General features: G+C 72.5%; 11 protein-coding genes. 4 read left to right on the top strand and 7 right to left on the bottom strand.

Features of this window, described 5'->3' with window-relative positions:
- The first annotated feature begins 63 nt into the window (after positions 1 to 63).
- Positions 64 to 369, top strand: coding sequence for an ATP-binding domain-containing protein (locus tag ACO4JP_RS12305; RefSeq protein WP_425954069.1), 306 nt, complete (start codon positions 64 to 66; stop codon positions 367 to 369).
- Here the strand turns inward: ACO4JP_RS12305 and ACO4JP_RS12300 are convergent.
- Entirely contained in the window at positions 350 to 655 is a 306-nt protein-coding gene (locus ACO4JP_RS12300) for a hypothetical protein (protein ID WP_425954067.1), read from the bottom strand. The genes ACO4JP_RS12305 and ACO4JP_RS12300 overlap by 20 nt on opposite strands.
- Before the next feature lie 67 nt (positions 656 to 722).
- Between ACO4JP_RS12300 and ACO4JP_RS12295 the strand changes: the two genes are divergently transcribed.
- Positions 723 to 1,562, top strand: coding sequence for an LLM class F420-dependent oxidoreductase (locus tag ACO4JP_RS12295; RefSeq protein WP_425957104.1), 840 nt, complete (start codon positions 723 to 725; stop codon positions 1,560 to 1,562).
- A 126-nt stretch (positions 1,563 to 1,688) separates the two neighbouring features.
- On the opposite strand, the gene ACO4JP_RS12290 is transcribed toward ACO4JP_RS12295, so the two are convergent.
- The 6 genes from ACO4JP_RS12290 to ACO4JP_RS12265 form a co-directional block, all read right to left on the bottom strand.
- Positions 1,689 to 3,785: a beta-galactosidase gene (locus tag ACO4JP_RS12290; RefSeq protein ID WP_425954065.1), complete on the bottom strand. Its 2,097-nt coding sequence runs from the start codon at positions 3,783 to 3,785 to the stop codon at positions 1,689 to 1,691.
- A 68-nt stretch (positions 3,786 to 3,853) separates the two neighbouring features.
- Positions 3,854 to 4,807 carry a carbohydrate ABC transporter permease gene (locus tag ACO4JP_RS12285; protein WP_425954063.1) on the bottom strand — a complete coding sequence of 318 codons (954 nt, stop codon included), beginning with the start codon at positions 4,805 to 4,807 and terminating at the stop codon, positions 3,854 to 3,856.
- On the bottom strand, positions 4,807 to 5,757 hold the full coding sequence (locus ACO4JP_RS12280) for a carbohydrate ABC transporter permease (protein ID WP_425954061.1): 951 nt from the start codon (positions 5,755 to 5,757) through the stop codon (positions 4,807 to 4,809). Before ACO4JP_RS12280 ends, ACO4JP_RS12285 begins: the two co-directional genes overlap by 1 nt.
- Before the next feature lie 63 nt (positions 5,758 to 5,820).
- Positions 5,821 to 7,188: an ABC transporter substrate-binding protein gene (locus tag ACO4JP_RS12275; protein WP_425954059.1), complete on the bottom strand. Its 1,368-nt coding sequence runs from the start codon at positions 7,186 to 7,188 to the stop codon at positions 5,821 to 5,823.
- A gap of 2 nt (positions 7,189 to 7,190) precedes the next feature.
- A complete protein-coding gene (locus ACO4JP_RS12270; RefSeq protein WP_425954057.1) occupies positions 7,191 to 8,297 on the bottom strand; it encodes a LacI family DNA-binding transcriptional regulator in 1,107 nt (368 codons plus the stop codon).
- Positions 8,298 to 8,424: 127 nt separating this feature from the next.
- Positions 8,425 to 9,750, bottom strand: a complete 1,326-nt coding sequence (locus tag ACO4JP_RS12265) for an NAD(P)/FAD-dependent oxidoreductase (protein ID WP_425954055.1) — start codon at positions 9,748 to 9,750, stop codon at positions 8,425 to 8,427.
- Between the two features lie 209 nt (positions 9,751 to 9,959).
- On the opposite strand from ACO4JP_RS12265, the gene ACO4JP_RS12260 reads away from it, so the two are divergent.
- Together ACO4JP_RS12260 and ACO4JP_RS12255 are read left to right on the top strand one after the other, a co-directional pair.
- Positions 9,960 to 10,745, top strand: coding sequence for an SDR family NAD(P)-dependent oxidoreductase (locus ACO4JP_RS12260; RefSeq protein ID WP_425954053.1), 786 nt, complete (start codon positions 9,960 to 9,962; stop codon positions 10,743 to 10,745).
- 99 nt (positions 10,746 to 10,844) lie between these two features.
- A complete protein-coding gene (locus ACO4JP_RS12255; protein ID WP_425954051.1) occupies positions 10,845 to 13,613 on the top strand; it encodes an ATP-binding protein in 2,769 nt (922 codons plus the stop codon).
- The last annotated feature ends 12 nt before the right edge of the window (positions 13,614 to 13,625 follow it).

Here is a 13,625-nt window from a genome sequence, read left to right as displayed (position 1 = left end):
GATCGACTACGGACTTGGGCTCTTTAACGGCGATCCCGGGGTTGTTTTCGCGACGGTGAGAACTTGCGCGCGCACATCGCCGGCGGTGCCTCGTTCGCCATGTCCCGGCTCGGCGACGTCGAGACGCTGCACTCGATGACGGTGCACAAGAGCCAGGGCAGCCAGGCCGAGGACGTCACGGTTCTGCTGCCGAATGAACGCTCGCCGCTGCTGACGCGCGAGCTCTTCTACACCGCGGTCACGCGCGCCCGCCGGCGGGTGCGCGTCGTCGGAACGCCCGAGTCGGTGCGCGCAGCGGTCGAACGGCGGGCTCGCCGGGCGACTGGTTTGGCGGCAAGGCTCGGTAGCTTCAGCCGCGCCGGTCGTTGAACACCCAAGCGGCTGCCGCGGAGGCTGCCGCGGCGGTGAACACTGACGGCCACGCTCCGATCTTCTTCGCGAGCGGGTGCGAGAGCCCGAACGCTGCCAGGTAGGTCGCGGTGAGCGCTGCAGTGGTGGCGGGCCCGGAGGTCTTGGCCCACTGTGTGCCCGCAGCGACGCCGGCCCCCGCGAGCACGACTCCGGCCAGCGTTCGCTGTTTGGTGGCCCGCCCTACGGCAAACCCGCCGACGAGTCCGGCGGCGACGATGGGGGCAGTGGGAACCGTGGTCGACATGCGGGTGACCGTACCTCGGCGCGCCCTGTCCCACGATGCCCCGGGCGAGCAGACTGACGGCATGGTGATGCGCGTCGGGATAAAGCTCAGCCAGAACGCTCCGATCGAGGATTACCTGCAGGTGTGGCGTTTCGCCGATGAGGGCGGTTTCGACCACGTGTGGGTGATGGACCACCTGGCCACGCTGGGGCCCGATGACGACGGGCCGATCTTCGACGCCTGGGCTTTGCTGGCCGCGATGGCGGTCGCGACCGACCGGGTGCGGATCGGCCGCATGGTCACGGGGAACACCTACCGGCATCCGGGTGTGCTGGCGAAGCTGGCCACCACGGTCGACCACCTGTCCGGTGGGCGTCTCGAGTTCGGGGTCGGGGCGGGCTGGGCTGAGCGGGAGCACGCGATGTATGGGCTGCAGTTCGGGACCGTGGGGGACCGGATGGACCGGCTCGAGGAGGCGCTGGGGGTCATCACCTCGCTGTGGACCGAGCCGCGGACGTCGTTCGACGGCCGCCACTACCGGCTCGAAGCCGCCGTCGCCGAGCCCAAGCCGGTGCAGCAGCCGCATCCGCCGATCTGGATCGGCGGCAGCGGCAGGCGTCGAACCTTGCGGATGGTCGCCCGGTACGCGGATGCGTGGAACTACACCGGCGACGACATCGCCGAGTTCGCGGAGCTCGCGCAGGTGCTTGACGGACACTGCGCTGACGTAGGCCGCGACCCGGCTGAGATCCGCCGCACCGTCCAGCATCGGCTGGGCGACGACTTGGACGCGCTGAGCGCCTCGTGTCGGGCCTACGCCGCGGCCGGCGCGAGCGAGTTCGTGCTGGTGCTGCCCTGGGGCGGGGGCGGGCGGCAGGCGCTGGACCTCGCGGCCCAGGCTCTGCCGCGCCTGCGCGAGCTCGGCTGAGCCGCTGCACCTCAGCCAGCCACTCCTCACACGAGAACCTGCAAGGGTTCGATGCTCGACGCGGCCGCTAGCCTGTGGCCGACCACGCTGACGGACGTCCTTCCCGGGACGTCGGCGTCGCGGTACTCAGTCCTCGGCCAGGACGCGAACGTCCCAGGCGCCCAGTGCCAGCTCGCCGCCCGCGGCGACCGCCTCGCCAGAAACCGCGTCCCTGACGGCGACCGGAACTGCCACCGCCGTCGGGTCCCACGACCAGTTGTGCACGAACCGCAGTTGGCGCCCGGTGCCGGACGTCGCGGACAGTACCGTGACCGGCTGGACGGCCAGCCGTCGCCAGTCGTCGTCGACCGGGACGAGCCAGGTGAGCAGGGCGCGGGCGAAGGCGACGTCGGGCACGGTGCCGACGGTCGTGATGCGGCCTGCCCCGTGCGCGGCCGTGGTGACGGCGGCCCAGCGCCCCAGGTGCGGATGCTCGTACGCGGCCAGCACCTCGGCCCCGGCGGGGACGAGCAGGTCCGCCCACCTGGTCGCCGTCGCGCCTGCGGGCAGTGCAAGCTGACCCCCCTGATCGGCCACCGGCACCGCGGCCGTGAGGTTGGTGAACTCCTGGTAGCCCACCCCCGCGGCGTCGGCCAGGCGCGCCGGCTTCGGCTCGAGTCGCGCGCGGGCCTCGTGGTCGGCGTAGGCGGTGCGCGGGCCGAGCACGAGGTGGCCGCCGGCCTCCGCATAGGCCCGGAGCCAGTCGAGGAGCGCGTCGTCGGCGACGTAGAGGGCCGGCACGAGCAGCACGGGCAGCTCGCGCGCGAGCGCCGCGGGGTCGACCGTGCCGTGCGGCCCGGTCGCCTGCACGTCGTGCAGGATCCGCACACCGACGCCGGCGTCGAAGGCGCCGCGGTAGAACGCCTCGACGACGTGCTCGTAGGACCGCGGGTCCGGGTCGGCGCCGTCTGCCAGGGCCGGCTGGAAGGCCAGCGCGACCTTGGACGCGGTCGAGTACAGCAGGCCCACCTGCGCGTCGGGCGCCAGGCCGGCGACGGCCTCGCCGGCGGTGCGCAGCTCGCCACCGAGGGCGGCCAGCTGCTCGTACACCCGGCCGGGGCGCTGGTCGTGCGGCAGGATCCCGACCCAGTAGGTCTCGGCGCCGAAGTGCAGCGTGTGCCAGTGCCAGTACTCGATCATCCGGGCGCCGCGCGCCACCATCGCCCAGGCGACCTGGCGCCACTGCCCGTCAAAGGCGGGGAAGTTCAGCGCCGACCCGCCGATGGCGCCGGCGTTGGTCTCGGTGACCAGGAACGGCGCCTGCTTGGAGGAGTACATCCGGTCGGCGCTGTGCAGCACGCTCCATGTGCCCGAGCTCGTCCAGCCCTGCGGTGCTCCGGGCGACCAGGGCAGGGCGAGGGCGTCCTGCATCGCGTAGTACGGGTTGCCCGCGGTGACGTCGAGCGACGCGGTGAGGTCCGGGTCGTCGACCGCCGGGTGCGAGTACGCGATGCAGGTGGTGACGAACTGGTCCGGGCGGGCGTACTCGCGCACGAGGTCCGCCTGCCACGCGATGAACTCGCTGGTCAGGCGCGCCTGGAAGCGGCGCCAGGCGAGGTCGTACTGCGGGGTGGTGTTGCCGTCCGGGGTCCACAGGTCGTCCCAGGTGGAGATCCGGTGCGACCAGTACACGAGGCCCCACTCCCGGTTGAGGGTCTCGACGTCGCCGTAGGTGCGGCGCAGGTGGTCGACGAAGGACTCGAAGACGCCGCGGTTGTGCAGCAGCTCCAGGCCGGGCTCGTTGTCCACCTGGTAGCCGATCACCCCGGGGTGGTCGGCGTACCGGCCGACCACGGCCCGGACGATCCGCTCGGCATGGAACCGGAAGGCCGGGTGCGTGAAGTCCACCTCCTGCCGCGCGCCCCACGGGATGCGGCGGCCGGTGCCGCGTTCCCCCGCGATCTCCGGGTGCTTGCGGGCAAGCCACGGCGGCACCGCGTAGGTCGGGGTGCCGAGGATCGTGGCGATGCCCCGCTCGTGGGCGGCGTCGATCACGGGCTGGAGCCAGTCGAGGTCGAGGACGCCGTCCTCGGGCTCCCAGGTGCTCCAGGTGGACTCCCCGACGCGGATCACGGTGAAGCCGGCCGCGGCCATGAGGTCGAGGTCCTCCTTCAGCCGCGGCGAGGGCTGGTACTCGTGGTAGTACGCCGCTCCGAAGAGGACGGGGTGGGGCAGGTCAGGCATGGGGAGCCGGGGTCCTTCCGTCGGGGCGCGTGCGAGCGCGCGGGGTGAGGGCGGTCGTTCCGCAGACGCTACTGCTTGACGCCGCCGGCGGTCAGCCCGGACTGCCAGTACCGCTGAAGGATCAGGAACGCGACGACCAGCGGGATGATCGAGACGAGCGACCCGGTGATCACCGTCGAGAAGAGCGCCTGGGCGCCTGAGCCGGCGGCGGAGGTGGACTGCCATTGCGCCAGGCCGACGGTGAGCGGGTACAGGCCCGCGCTGTTGAGCATGATCAGCGGCAGGAAGTAGTTGTTCCACGTCGCGACCAGCTGGAACAGCAGGACGGTGACGAACCCCGGGGCGAGCAGCCGCAGCACGACCTGCAGGAAGATGCGCCCCTCGCCGGCGCCGTCGACCCGCGCGGCCTCGAGCAGCGAGTCGTCGACGGCGCCCTCCGCGTAGACCCGCATGAGGTAGACGCCGAAGGGGCTGACCAGCGACGGGACGATCACCGCCCAGGGGGTGTCGACGAAGCCCGCCTTGGCGAACAGCAGGTAGGTCGGGATAGCCAGGGCGGTCGTCGGGATCATGATCGCGCCGAGGATGACCGAGAACAGCAGGACCCGGCCGGGGAACTGCAGCTTGGCGAACGCGTAGCCGGCCATGCTGGCCAGGATCGCGGCGCCGAAGGCGGACACCACCGCGTACACGATGGAGTTGCGCAGCCAGGAGAGATAGACGCCGCCCTGCGCCGTGAAGACGTCCCGCAGGTTCTCCACGAGGTTGAAGTGGGCGAACGCGAACCCGAAGGTGGAGAACAGGTCGGCGTTGGACTTCGTCGACGCGATCACCAGCCACACCAGCGGCAGCAGGAAGTACGCGACGCAGATCAGCATGAAGATCGTCAGCAGGTTGCTCGGCCGGTCGCCGACCGGGCGGCGCTTGCGGGGGGCCGCCGTGCGCGGGACCTGCGGTCCGGCGACGTCGGCCCCCGCCTCGGGGCGGGCGGCCAGCGGCTGGGAGGTGGGTTGCGTGGTCATCAGCGGCGCTCCCGTCGCTGCGTGCTCAGCTGTACCGCGTACGACACGATCATGACGACGAACCCGAGCAGGAACGCGATCGCGGCGGCGTAGTTGATCTCCTGGTTCACGAAGGCGAGGTTGTAGGCGTACAGGTTCGGGGTGTACGAGGTCCCGATGACGTTGGGGGCCAGGTTGCGCATCAGGTTCGGCTCGTTGAAGAGCTGGAACGACCCGATGATCGAGAAGATCAGGGTGAGCAGCAGCGCCGGACGGATGGCCGGCACCTTGATGGACCAGGCGATGCGGACCTCGCCGGCCCCGTCGATCCGGGCCGCCTCGTAGAGCTCGGTGGGGATGGACCGCAGGGCGGCATACAGGATGATCATGTTGTAGCCGGCGAAGGTCCAGGTCACGATGTTGGCGATCGACGGCAGCATCCACTGGGCGGACAGGAACTGGGGCGCCGGGGCGCCCACGGCGTCGGCGAGCTGCGCGAAGGGCCCGAAGTCGGGGCCGTACAGGTAGCCCCACATGATCGCGGCGATGACGCTCGGCACCGCGTAGGGCACGAAGATGCTCAGCCGCACGAACCGCTTCAGGCGCAGCCGGCCGCTGTCGAGGATGAGCGCGAACAGCAGCCCCAGGGCCAGCATGAGCGGCACCTGCAGGAAGAAGAACCGCACGACACGCAGCACGCCCTCGATGAAGGCGGCGTCGCGCAGGGCGTCGACGTAGTTCTGCAGCCCGACGAAGGCGTTGCCCCCGACGAGCTGCTCGCGGAAGAGAGACAGGTACCCGGAGTAGACGAGCGGCATGACGATCATCGCGAGGAACACCACGAGGAACGGCGTCACGAAGAGGTAGCCCGCGATCTTCTCGGGTCGCTTGAGGGAGCTGCGGCGGCGGGACGCGGCCGCGACTGGCGGTCGTGCAGCGCCCCGCGGCGCGGCGGTGGTGGTGCTGGACATCGTCGTCTGCCTCCTTGCAGGTCGGGGACGGACCGGCTGGCGTGGCCGGTCCGCCCCGCGGCGTCACTTGACCGTGAAGCCCTGCTTCTTGGCGTAGTCGGTGATGTCCTTCTCCCACGCCTGCCGGGCCGGCTCCAGCTGGGTCTTGTCGGCGATCGCCTTGCCGACCGTCTCGCCGAAGGAGGAGTACACGTAGTCCATGAACGGCAGCCAGCCGAAGTCGGTCTTGACCGTCTGGGAGATGTCCGCGAACACCTTGTTGACCTGCTGGCCGCCGTAGAACTCCGACTTCTGGTCGATGAAGGTCGGGTTCGTCAGGACCGGCTTGTAGGCCGGGAAGAGGAACTGCTCCGTCGCCAGCTTCAGCGCCGGCTCGTCGGCCGTGTTGATCCACTTCGCGAGCTCGGCCGCGGCGATCTTGTTCTTCGTGGTCGACAGGACGGCGTCGGTCGAGCCACCCCAGTTGCTCGAGACGTTCTCTCCGGCCTTCCACTGCGGGATGGTCGTCGCCCGCCACAGGCCCGAGGTCTTGGCCGCGGTGCCCTGGAGGAACACCGGGCCCCACGCCGCCGTCTGCCAGGAGGCGTACTTGCCGTTGGCCAGGCCCTGGTACCACTGGTCGGTGAAGTCGGGGTCGACCGCGACCAGGTCATCTTGGATGAGGGTGTTCCACACGTCGAAGACCCGCTTGACCTCGGGGGTGTCGAGGTCGATGGTGACCGTCTTCGCGCCGTCGAAGGCGAACGGGCGGGCACCGGACTGCCACAGGAAGGCGGTGAACTGGCCGGGGTCGTTGCCGGGCAGGTCGGTCAGGTAGGAGTCCGGCTTGGCCTTGCGGTAGGCCCGGGCGGCGGTGGCGAACTCGTCCCACGTCGTCGGCGGCTGGACCCCGGCGCCCTTGAGCAGGTCGTCGCGGTAGAGGTTGCCGAGCGGGCCGACGTCCTGCGGGATGCCGTAGACGGCGGGGCCGTCGGAGATCTGCTTCCAGACCCAGTCGGGGTACTGGCTTTTCAGGTCGGACACGCCGTACGGAGCCAGGTCCATGAGGTTGTCGCCGAGGCGGAACGAGGACAGGTACTGGAACTCGACCTGGGCGACGTCGGGAGCACCCTCGCCGGACTTCAGCGCCGTGCGCAGCTTCTGGTAGTGCGGGGCGCCCTGGCCGACGTTGACGACCTCGACCTGGACGGCGGGGTACTGCTTCATGAACAAGTCGACCTCCTTCTGGATGTCAGGCACCCAGGTCCAGAAGGTGAGCTTGGTCGGCGTGGACATCGCCTTGTCGATCTCCGCCTTGGAGACCTGCGCGGCGGGCGTGGGCGAGGCGACTCCGCCGCCTCCGCCGCCGCCCGAGCAGGCGGCCAGCAGCAGCGCGCCGGCGGTGACGGCGGCGCCCAGCCGGATGACCGGCCGGTGTGTGAATCGGTGCATCATCAACCTACTTTCGCGGTGGGCGGGGACGTGGTCGACGTAGTCCGGAAGGGGTCAGGGCCGCGGCCCGCGGCGAGCCGGGCGGGCGCGGGGCCGGAGCTGGCCCGCACCACGAGGTCGACGGGGTAGCGCAGGGTGCCCTCGAGCCCGTCGTGGTCCTCGATCGCGCCGACGAGCGCCATGACCGCCCGGCGGGACACCGCCGCGACGTCCTGGCGCACAGTCGTGAGGGGGATGACCTGGTAGGCCGAGTCGGGGGCGTCGTCGAAGCCGACCACCGAGACGTCCGCCGGAACTTTCCGGCCCGCCTCGAGGAACGCCCGCATCGCGCCGACCGCCATCTGGTCGTTGGCGGCGAACACCGCCGTCACGTCGGGGTCGGCGGCCAGTGCCCGGCCGACCTGATAGCCCGACCGGGCGGACCAGTCGCCCACCAGCGGCTCCGCCACCGGCGCGCCGGTGCGGAGCAGCGCGTCGCGCCACGCGGCGGCGCGGCGCGCCGCGGCGCCCTGGTCTGTCGGCCCGGCGAGGTGGTGGACGGTGCGGTGGCCCAGCGCCAGCAGGTGCTCCACGACCTTGCGGGCACCGTCCTCCTGGTCGACCGTGACGGTCGGCAGGCCGAGGCCGGTCGTCAGGGCCTCGCCGACGTTGACCGCCGGGACGCGGTGCAGGCCCTGCACTGCGGACAGGTCGTCGTCGACGTAGGGGTAGCTGAGGACCAGCCCGTCGACGCCCTGGTCGACGAGGCGGGCGACGGCACGCACGAAGCTCTCCGGCGACGGCGAGGCCGAGGCGACGACGACCGAGTAGCCGAGATCCGAGGCGGCCGTCTCGACGCCGAAGAGCTGAGCCGAGGGGCCGTAGTCGGTGGTGGCCGGCATCGCCACGCCCAGCACGCGGCTCTGCTGGGTGACCAGCGCACGGGCCGCGGCGTTGCGCCGGTAGCCGAGGTCGGCGATCGCCTGGTGGACGCGCTCGCGCACGACCTGGCGGACGTTGGGGGCGTCGTTGATGACGCGCGAGACGGTCTTCTGGGAGACCCCGGCCAGGCGCGCGACGTCGACCATCACGGGCTGCCGCCCGAGATCCTCCTGCACACCGTCAGCCATGGCCATCCCCGTTGACAGCGCTTACACCTGCGTGCATTGACAACGTAGTCAACGAAGCCGACACCGTGTCAAGGGGTTCGCCGGATCGTCACCCGGCCGTGACCTGCGCGCCTTGGGACATTCCTCCTCACCGCTCCGTCGGCGTGAACTCCTGCGTATGCTGCGCCGCCGCGATCTGCGCCTGCTCCGGTCGCACCAGGTCGAGCTGTGTCGCCGCCGGCCGGTGCACGAGACCCAGCACCCAGTCGGCAGCGATCCGCGCCCGTGCAGCCATGCTCGGGATCGCATACAGGTGGTACCCCTTCGCCACCACCTTGGCCGGCAGCCCCGTCAGCGGCACGCCCAGCGGCCGCGCCACAGCCCACCGCCCGCCGAGGTCCGCCACCAGTCCGAGGTCGTGGTGCTTGTACTCCCGAGCGGTCCCGAACCCGAGGCTCGCGGCCACGTTGTCCGCGATGACGACACCCTGCCGCTGGGCATGCTGGGCGGTGGGCGGGTAGGCCGTGCTGGCGTCGGCGTACGGGTTCGGCGTGCCGGCCGAGTCGCCCGCGGCCCACACGTCGTCGCGCACGCGCAGCTGGCCGTCGACGACGAGCCGCCCGCGCTCGACGGGCAGCCCGAGCCGCTCGACCAACGGCGGGGGAGTCACGCCCACGGTCCACAGCACGGTGCGCGTGGCCACCTTCGAGCCGTCCGAGAGCACGATGCCGTCGTCGGACATGGACGCGACGGACACACCGAGCCGCACCTGCATGCCCCGGGCGCGCAGCACCTTGAGCGCGTACCGGCCGAGCCGCGGGCCGAGCTCGGGGAGCACCGTCGGGCTGAGGTCGAGCAGCATCCACCTGGGGCGCGAGCCCGCCAGGCGGGGGAAGCGGGAGATGAGCCGGTCGGTGAGGCACTGCAGCTGGGCCGCGGTCTCGGTGCCCGCGTAGCCGGCGCCGACGACGACGAACGTCAGGCGGGCGGCGCGCTCGGCCTCGTCGGTCGTGGTGTCGGCGCACTCGAGCTGGCGCAGCACGTGGTCGTGCACGTACTGGGCCTCGAGCAGCGTCTTGAGGCCGAGCGCGTGCTCGCGCAGGCCCGGGGTCGGGAGCACGCGCGTGACGCTGCCGGTGGTGAGCACGAGGCGGTCCCACGGCAGGGTGAACGGGACGTCCGTCGCCCCGGAGACCCGGACCGTGCGGGCGTCGAAGTCGACGTCGTCGACCAGGCCGTGCACCACGCGCGCCTGGCCGAGCGCACCGTGCAGCGGCACGGCGATGCGCTGGGCGTCGAGGCTGCCGGCCGCGACCTCGGGCAGCAGCGGCGAGTAGCAGAGGTGGTCGGCGGTGCTGACGACGGTCACGTTCGCGGCCCCGGCCGGCAGCCGCTGGGCCAGGCGACGGGCGGCGAAGAAGCCGGCGAACCCGCTGCCCACGATCACGATCTCGGGAGTGTGCTTCTCGGCCATGCCCCCAGTCTCGGCCCCGGGCGTCGGTGCCGCTTGAGTCGGTCGACTGACGCCGGGATGCAGTCGAACGACGCAAGCCTCCGGGTGTCAGGACCCCTATCGTCGGCGGAGTTCGTGTTCCGCCACGCCAGGAGGCCCGTGATGTCCGTCCACCTCTTCCGTCCGGCCCGTCGCCGAGCCATCGAGGCTGCCGCGACCGGGACGCAGTCATGAGCGGGGAGCTCGCCGGGCGCCGCGCCGTCGTCACCGGCGCGGGCCGCGGCATCGGCCTCGCCGTCGTGCAGGCGCTCGTCGCCCGCGGGGCGCACGTCACGGCCGGGTCCCGGCACGTGAGCCCCGAGCTCGAACAGCTCCAGGCCGGCGGCTCGGTGCGGGCCGTGGCGGTGGACCTGTCCACCCCTGAGGGGCCGGGGAGGCTGATCGAGGCTGCCACGGTGGACGGACCGCTCGACATCCTCGTCAACAACGTCGGCGGGGCCCCCTCCCGGCTGCACGGCATCGCCGCCGTGACCGACGACGAGTGGCAGAAGTCGCTGGAGCTGAACCTGTTCGCCGCGGTCCGGGCGTGCCGGGCAGCGGTGCCGGGGATGATCGACGCCGGGAAGGGGGCGATCGTCACCATCAGCTCGGTGAACTCGACGCTCTCCGACCCGGTCGTCCCCGACTACTCCGCCGCCAAGGCGGCCCTTGCGAGCTTCAGCAAGTCGCTGTCCAAGGAGCTCGGGCCGCACGGCATCCGCGTCAACACCGTCAGCCCCGGTCCGGTCGCCACCGACCTGTGGCTCGGCGACGGCGGCGTGGCCGACGTCCGCTCCGCCGCGGCCGGCCTCGCGCCCGAAGACCTCGTCACTGCGGTCCAGCAGCAGATGGCGACCGGCCGTTTCTCCCGGCCGGAGGAGGTGGCCGAGGCCGTCGCATTCCTCGCAGGGGACGGGGCAGCCAACATCACCGGCGCGGACCTGCGCATCGACGGCGGGATGGTGGCCACCTGGTAACAGCGGTGACCCTCTTGCCGGCTGCCCCGTCAGGCGTGGACGCTTGGCGCCGGGTGCGCGCGCGCACCGTTATGGTGGCGTCGAGAGACGGGAGGTCGGGTGGTCACATCGGACCCCGCGAGCGGCGGCGACCTCATAGGTCGCCATGCCGAGCTAGAGCTGCTGCTTCGTGACGCCGTAGACCGACCCGCCGGCGAGGCAGGCGTGCGCGTGGTGGTGGGCTCGCCCGGCATCGGCAAGTCGACCTTGTTGCGCGCGCTGGCCGACCACGCGCGCGCGGCAGGCAACCTCGTGCTCGACATCGTCGGTATCGAGGCCGAGTCGAAGCTCCCGTATGCCGGGCTGCTCCAGCTGCTGAGCCCGGTGCTCGCGCACGCCCACGCACTCCCGGCCACGCAGCGCCGCGCGCTCCTCACCGCGTTCGAGCTCGAGGACGGCCCGGCGCCGCAGCCGTTCCTCGTGGCTCTCGCCTGCCTGGGGCTCCTGGTTGAGGCGAGCGTGCGGCAGCCGGTCACCGTCGTCGCCGACGACGCGCACTGGCTCGACGCGCCGACCCAGGAGGCGCTGGCGTTCGCCGCCCGGCGCGTCGAGCACGAGCGCGTGGCGATCGTGGCCGCGGTGCGGGCCGGGGCCGAGGGAGCGGTCGCGGGCGGCGGGCTGCCCACCGTGCCGCTGCACGGTCTGGACGGCGAGGCCGCGGCCGAGGTGCTGGCCCGCACCGCGCCCGACCTCGACGCCGCTGCGCGCTCATGGGTGCTGCGGGAAGCCGAGGGCAACCCGCTCGCTCTCGTCGAGCTGCCCGTCGCCTGGCGCCTGCACCGCGGCGCCGAGGGCGACGAGCTGGGCTTCGTGCCGCTGACGTCCCGGCTCGAGCGCGCGTTCGCCGCGCGCACCGACGAGCTGCCGCGGTCCACGTGCGACGTGCTGCTGGCCGCGGCGGTCGACGACGAGGACGGCACCGCAGAGATCCTCGCGGCGGCGTCCGTGCTGGCGGGTCGCCCGGTCGGCGTCGAGGCGCTCGACGCCGCGGTAGAAGCAGGTCTCATCACGTACGACGAGCGGAAGGTCGCGTTCCGGCATCCGCTGGTGCGCTCGGGCGTCGTGCACGCCGAGCTCCCCGGGCGGCGGCAGGCCGCGCACGCTGCGCTGGCCAGCGCGCTCGGGGCGCAGCCGTACCGCCGCGCGTGGCACCGCGCGCAGTCGGTCATCGGTGCGGACGACGACGTCGCCGACGAGCTCGAGCGGAGCCACCTCACCGCGCTGCGTCGCGGCTCGGTGGTGTCGGCGATCTGGGCGCTCGAGCGGTCCGCGCGGCTGACCACCGACTCGGCCGCGCGGGGCCGGCGGCTGCTGCTCGCCGCCGAGCATGCGTTCGAGCTCGGGCGAGCGGACGTGGTGGACCGCCTCGTTGCCGCGGCCGACCGGGAGGCCCTGTGCGAGCTCGACCGCACGCGCATCCAGTGGCTGCGGGAGATCTTCAACGACGGCGTGCCCGGAGACCCGGTCCGCGTGGTCGAGCTGTGCCGCTCTGCCGAGCGCGCGGCGGCCGCGGGCGACGTCGACCTCGCGCTCCACCTGTTGCTGGCAGCCGGGCTGCGGTGCTGGTGGGCGGACACCGGCCCGACCGCCCGGGCCGAGGTGGTCGCCGCCGCCGGGCGGCTCGGTGCCGCGGCCGGCCCGGACGTCCTCGAGGACCCTCGCCACCTCGCCGCCCGGGCGGTCGCCGAACCGGTGCTCGCCGCCGGACCGGTGCTCGGTCGCCTGGGCCAGGTGGTGCTGGAGAACGTCACCGACCCCGATGCCCTGCGGTTGCACGGGATGGCGGCCCACGCCGTCGGCGACCCGGTGCGTGCGGCGGACTTCCTGGGGCGCTCCGAGCGCGGTCTTCGCGCGCAGGGCAGGCTCGGCCTGCTGTCGCACGTGCTGGCGATGGAGGCCTTCAACCTGCTCGAGCTGGGGGACTGGGACGGTGCCGCGATCTGCCTCGAGGAGGGACGCCGCGTTGCCGCGGAGACGGGCCAACCCATCTGGACCGATGGCACCCTGACGCTCAGCGCCATCCTGCATGCGATGCGCGGCGAGCACGACGACGCCATGGCCCAGGCCGCGCGGGCCGAGCTGTCCGTGGGGACGCGACGGCTGACCAACCTGCTCGCGTGCGTGCAGCTCGCACGCGGGCTCTCCCTGCTCTCCGCGGGGCAGTACGCCGACGCTTACCGCGCCCTGCGACGCATGTTCGACCCCGCGGACCCGGCGTTCGCGCTCACCGAGCGGTTCCACGCCGTCGGGCCGTTCGCGGAGGCGGCCGCGCGTTCGGGCCGCCAGAGCGATGCGGCCGCGGTGCTGCGGGCTCTCGAGGCCGAGACCGCCGAGGGTCGCGCCCCGATCCTCGTGCCCCACCTGGCGTACGCGCGGGCGGTGCTTGCGCCCGACGACGAGGCCGAGCCGCTGTACCTCCAGGCACTCGCGCTCGATCTGGTGCGCTGGCCGTGGGCGCGTGCGCGCATCGAGGTCGCGTACGGGGCATGGCTGCGCCGCCGGCGTCGCGGCATCGAGTGCCGTGCACCGCTGCGCGCGGCGCGCACGACGTTCGACCTCATCGGGGCGACGTCGTGGGCCGCACAGGCACGCGCCGAGCTGCGCGCCTCGGGCGAGCACGACAACCACCCCAGCCTCGTCACGCTCGACGTGCTCTCGGCGCAGGAGCTGCAGATCGCCCGGCTCGCCGCTCAGGGCCTGTCCAACCGCGAGATCGGCGAACGGCTCTTCCTGTCGCCGCGCACGGTCGGTTCGCACCTGTACCGGATCTTCCCGAAGCTCGACATCACCTCGCGCGCCCAGCTCGCCAGGCGGCTCGCGCCGGTCTGAGCGTCGAGAGTG

Source organism: Xylanimonas sp. McL0601, from assembly GCF_049852175.1.
Lineage (GTDB): Bacteria > Actinomycetota > Actinomycetes > Actinomycetales > Cellulomonadaceae > Xylanimonas.
The sequence above is the reverse complement of the archived record's forward strand: the minus strand, read 5'-3'. Positions and strand labels throughout refer to the sequence as shown.

Bases quoted from the DNA above. Each gene is read 5' to 3' on its own strand.
- ACO4JP_RS12280 (WP_425954061.1), bottom strand. From the start codon at position 5,757: ATGTCCAGCACCACCACCGCCGCGCCGCGGGGCGCTGCACGACCGCCA.
- ACO4JP_RS12300 (WP_425954067.1), bottom strand. From the start codon at position 655: ATGTCGACCACGGTTCCCACTGCCCCCATCGTCGCCGCCGGACTCGTC.
- ACO4JP_RS12295 (WP_425957104.1), top strand. From the start codon at position 723: ATGCGCGTCGGGATAAAGCTCAGCCAGAACGCTCCGATCGAGGATTAC.
- ACO4JP_RS12275 (WP_425954059.1), bottom strand. From the start codon at position 7,188: ATGCACCGATTCACACACCGGCCGGTCATCCGGCTGGGCGCCGCCGTC.
- ACO4JP_RS12265 (WP_425954055.1), bottom strand. From the start codon at position 9,750: ATGGCCGAGAAGCACACTCCCGAGATCGTGATCGTGGGCAGCGGGTTC.
- ACO4JP_RS12290 (WP_425954065.1), bottom strand. From the start codon at position 3,785: ATGCCTGACCTGCCCCACCCCGTCCTCTTCGGAGCGGCGTACTACCAC.
- ACO4JP_RS12260 (WP_425954053.1), top strand. From the start codon at position 9,960: ATGAGCGGGGAGCTCGCCGGGCGCCGCGCCGTCGTCACCGGCGCGGGC.
- ACO4JP_RS12270 (WP_425954057.1), bottom strand. From the start codon at position 8,297: ATGGCTGACGGTGTGCAGGAGGATCTCGGGCGGCAGCCCGTGATGGTC.
- ACO4JP_RS12285 (WP_425954063.1), bottom strand. From the start codon at position 4,807: ATGACCACGCAACCCACCTCCCAGCCGCTGGCCGCCCGCCCCGAGGCG.